Annotated in this window: 3 protein-coding genes and 3 pseudogenes; all 6 read right to left on the reverse strand. The window is 54.6% G+C overall.

Annotation, left to right across the window (positions count from 1 at the left end):
• Nucleotides 1-250, reverse strand: a 250-nt coding sequence (locus tag AS136_RS25820) for a type VI secretion lipoprotein TssJ (protein ID WP_148718843.1), incomplete at its 3' end; no start/stop codon positions are given.
• Between the two features lie 167 nt (nt 251-417).
• Nucleotides 418-612 (reverse strand): annotated as a pseudogene (locus AS136_RS27775) (type VI secretion system baseplate subunit TssG); the annotation flags it as partial.
• A gap of 14 nt (nt 613-626) precedes the next feature.
• Nucleotides 627-1,559 (reverse strand): annotated as a pseudogene (locus tag AS136_RS25825) (OmpA family protein); the annotation flags it as partial.
• On the reverse strand, nt 1,559-2,248 hold the full coding sequence (gene tssL, locus AS136_RS25830) for a type VI secretion system protein TssL, short form (RefSeq protein WP_046882517.1): 690 nt from the start codon (nt 2,246-2,248) through the stop codon (nt 1,559-1,561). The pseudogene AS136_RS25825 and the gene tssL, both read right to left, overlap by 1 nt.
• Nucleotides 2,245-3,594, reverse strand: coding sequence for a type VI secretion system baseplate subunit TssK (gene tssK / locus AS136_RS25835; RefSeq protein ID WP_025368032.1), 1,350 nt, complete (start codon nt 3,592-3,594; stop codon nt 2,245-2,247). The genes tssL and tssK overlap by 4 nt, the downstream gene beginning before the upstream one ends.
• 11 nt (nt 3,595-3,605) lie before the next feature.
• A pseudogene (locus tag AS136_RS25840) lies at nt 3,606-3,889 on the reverse strand (type VI secretion system contractile sheath large subunit); the annotation flags it as partial.

Raw genomic sequence — 3,889 nt, forward strand, 5'->3', positions numbered from 1 at the left:
CAGCGGCATCAACCGCTTTACGATCCCTGAGCTGATAAACCCGCACCATGGTCGCCAGCGGCGTCTGTGCACCATCAGCGTTGATGGCGGTGCGCGGGGTAAAATCCAGATGCAGCGTTTTAATTTTTTTGTAGAAGATGGATTTCGTGATGCTGACCGTACCGTCCGTGACGGTCTGCGTCAGACCGCAGCCTGTGAGCAGACCGCAGGCAATAAGCGTCAGCGCCCACCAGCGGGTTATTGTTGCCATTCAAAAGCTCCTTTTACCCCCTCCCTACTTCTGATTGCTGATGCGTTGGCTGCACACACTCGCCCCGGTCACATAGTTATCTATGCTCCCGGAGACTCATGCGTTTGCCGCCTTCCTGCAATCAGAAGTATTGTGGGGAGAATGAATGATTGATTGATGATTAGTCGAAGCGGTAAACCCATACCAGGCCAGGGTCTGAATCGTACCGGATCGTCGCCCGGATGGCTGGTGGAGCCCAGTTTCGGCGTGTCCGGATTTTCCTGTTCCAGCAGCTGACAGAAACGATAGAAATTGGCCCGCCAGATGTCTTTATTAAGAGCTAATGTCAGCCCGGTACGTGCTGGCTGTGATTCTCGCGCCATCTCAGTCGTTTCCCTGTTGGTTGGCCTCCCTGTACTATCGAGGCAAACGGCGCCAGAAGTGGCAAAACCGCATCCGGGAACAGACTTGTCGATGACTGCCCGGGAGCTCGGGAAAACTGCAAGCAGGTGCGGGAATAGAGCCAACCGGCCCAGACAGACCGAGTCTCTGGATTGACTACTCCGAGACGCATGATCACGGAAAATACACGCACAGGCGGCGTTAGGCCGTCAGGTTTCTCCAGCTCATCAGCCAGCGTATTACGGATAAAGGAAAATGCCTGGCTGACTGTCGGCAGCGCCAGGATATTGTCGTCCGTCTGCTGCCAGTCAATGAATGCCTGCGGCGAATCATTAAACGGACATACCATCGGCTTGTCACCCCGGACGATTATCCATGGCGTTTCAGGCCCGGAAAATTCAGCGCTTAACACAGCCGGCAGTGTGATACCCGTCAGGGATTTAATCTGTTTACACTGCTGGCGGAGCGTTTTCAGTGCGGAACGAAGTACGGCTTCATCCTGATGACGGTCTGGCAGGCAACGGTACATTACCGAGAGCTGACCGACCTGGTGCGGGAACTGCGTCTGTATGCTGCGGACAACGTCAGTTAACCGGCTGACGTCGCCGACCCGTAGCCACCATCCCTGGGCTGTTTTACGTAGAGGGCTTCCCTGAAACAACGCATCCAGCATGTCGCCACACACCAGTACAACGGGGCCCTCGGCGTCGAGTAATGGCAGTTCAGCCGCCGGGAGGTTAGCGTCGGATACGGGCTCCTCATGCCGACAGTTTTTGAACACATACCAGCCTGCCAGAAGAATGATCAGCGCAGTGGACAGGCCGTTAAATACGTTGCCTGTCGGAATGAAATACCACAGCAACCACAGTAACCCGGCTACGGCTGCTAAAGTGTGTAGGGCTACCGAAATGATGACTTTTCTGCGCATTAGCCATGCAGCTCCGGTATTTGTGCTGACAACAACGCCTGAAGCCACAGATGGCCACCCCACCAGATAACCCCGGTCAGAATGACGGCCAGCACTATCCAGAACCAGACCGAGCGCATCAGACTCCAGCGATGTTTCCCCATCCGGTAAACAACCAGCGACAGGCCAGCATCAGGTGGAGAAACTCGCTCAGAAAGGGCTTTCACTACCTCATCCCGCTGTGACTGGCTGACCGCTTTCAGGCTGTATAATCCCTGAAAGCCCAACGCTATCACCCGGTGATAGCAGGTTAAAACGGCCGGGTTCGGTGAGGGCTGACGCAGAACCTCTGCAATCCGATCCCATAGTGCTTCACCTGCCCGAAGTGAGCCAAAAAAACGGGCCTGAAGCGGTGCTTTACGCCAGACCATCTGGCCTTCATCTACTTTCGGCTCCTCTCCTCCTTCGCTTTTTTCGGGCTTACGGCTCATCACCGTTTCGTCCAGCAAGGCACATTGTGCGTAGGAAATATGTTCCACACTGGCATCGTCATAACCGGCACGCTCCAGCGCTTCCCGCACACTTTCAACTTGTTTAACGCATGCGTTGTAAAGCGCAGAGCCATTAAGCGTGATGGCGCCTTTCTTAAGCATGGTGACGGTGAGCCAGGTCTCCGTCATTAGCTGGTCGATATCGATATCCTGTCTCATGAGCGCAATACCGCAAACAGTTCAAGTTCCAAAGCACCAAGTAACTCAGGCACATAGAACATACATACCCCCTGCTCCAGCATTTCATGCGCAGCAGGGCTTTCTATATCAAGTGCGAAGTACTGGTTTTCCATGCGTACAGGCAACGCTGCCGGGACTCTGCTCACCGGTATCAACGGGATCCCCTTGAGCGCAGCACCATAGATTTCGCGGACATCATCAGGTGAACCTGCCTGACAGAGTGCAGGAAATTTCTCGGCGACCTGCCAGGCCGGGATATCCGAGCGTACAGAGAGATAGAGATCGGCCTCTTCACGCAGACGGATATCGTGGAGGTTGGCCTTCCAGGTCTGTCCGTCCGGACGGGTCATTTCCAGAGCAATGACTCGGGATGGCAGACTTGCCTCAAGCAAACCCGTTATCAGGTCAAACAGCGGAGGAAACGCCTTAGCTGGCTCCTCGTGGTCATAACCCGGTATGGCGTCCAGATCATGGTCCAGGGAAAAGGTCAGCATACTGCCTGCCAGACGAGCGAGCTCAGCCCATACTTGTTCAGGTGGACGTGAAGGAAAACGTTCGTATTCTGCTAGCACTGTGGCGTGAGAATTCAGTGCATTCAGCAACCAGAAAAGGGAAACATCGGCGACGGCAAAATCGGCAAGCCTTTCGTTGCTTTCTCGGCGCATCGTCATCAAACGCTGGCGTCGGGAGCGTAACTGGCGGTTAAGCAACATCAGACGTTCGTGAAGAACCGGGCTTGCTCCAAATGACGCTACTGGAGGAATAAAAGATAGATCCTGTCGCCACGCATTTTGTCCATCCCGAATCAGTCTTGCGACCGGACACACTTTCCAGGAATCATTGCTTTCATGGGCAAACCGGATGGTGAAATTAAACCGGGCAACTGCTATAGATTCTTCTTCAGAGCCAAAGGCATCCTGCAATGTTACCCACTCTTCTCTATAGCGAAGCGGCCGTTCTGAACTGACGCCCTCCTGTTCAACGTTGCTTATGCCAGGCTGCATATGCGGCAATGCAATGACTACAGTTACCGCATCACGACCTGTCAGCTGGCTGGCATCTAACTCACGCGGCGCCGGAGGCAAATCGCTCCTTTGCGCATCAATTAATGAACCATCTTCCAGCCAAAGGCGTAACTGCGTAATCTGGATCAGGCCGGACGAAAGAAGACTGTCATTAAACTCAATTTTTTCCACGCCCCAGGGGAATGGGGATGCCAGCGCTGATGCACCGGCACTGCGGAAAGACTCCCATTCAGTCTGCTGCTGGAACTGTTGAGGAGATAGTAAAGCCCCCTCGTTCCATAGTGGACGATAAATTTTCATCCCGTCCTGCCTTATGCTTTTGCTTTGGGCATCTGGCTAACCAGCGACAGATTGACGTCCATCCCCTCGACCTGGAAGTGCGGCACCGCGTACAGCTTCACGCGGAAGAAGCCCGGGTTATCCTCGATATCTTCCACCACCACGCTGGCATCGCTCAGCGGATGGGAGGCCTGCAGCTCGTCGCCGGGGTCGGTCATTTCGGTCACCAGGCTCCGCACCCAGGTGTTCAGCTCCAGCTCCAGCAGACGCCGGTCCTTGGTGGTGCCGATATTCTCGCGCTGGATCATCTTCAGGT

It is taken from the genome of Klebsiella sp. D5A (assembly GCF_001620885.1).
In the GTDB taxonomy this organism is placed as follows: Bacteria; Pseudomonadota; Gammaproteobacteria; order Enterobacterales; family Enterobacteriaceae; genus Klebsiella; species Klebsiella variicola.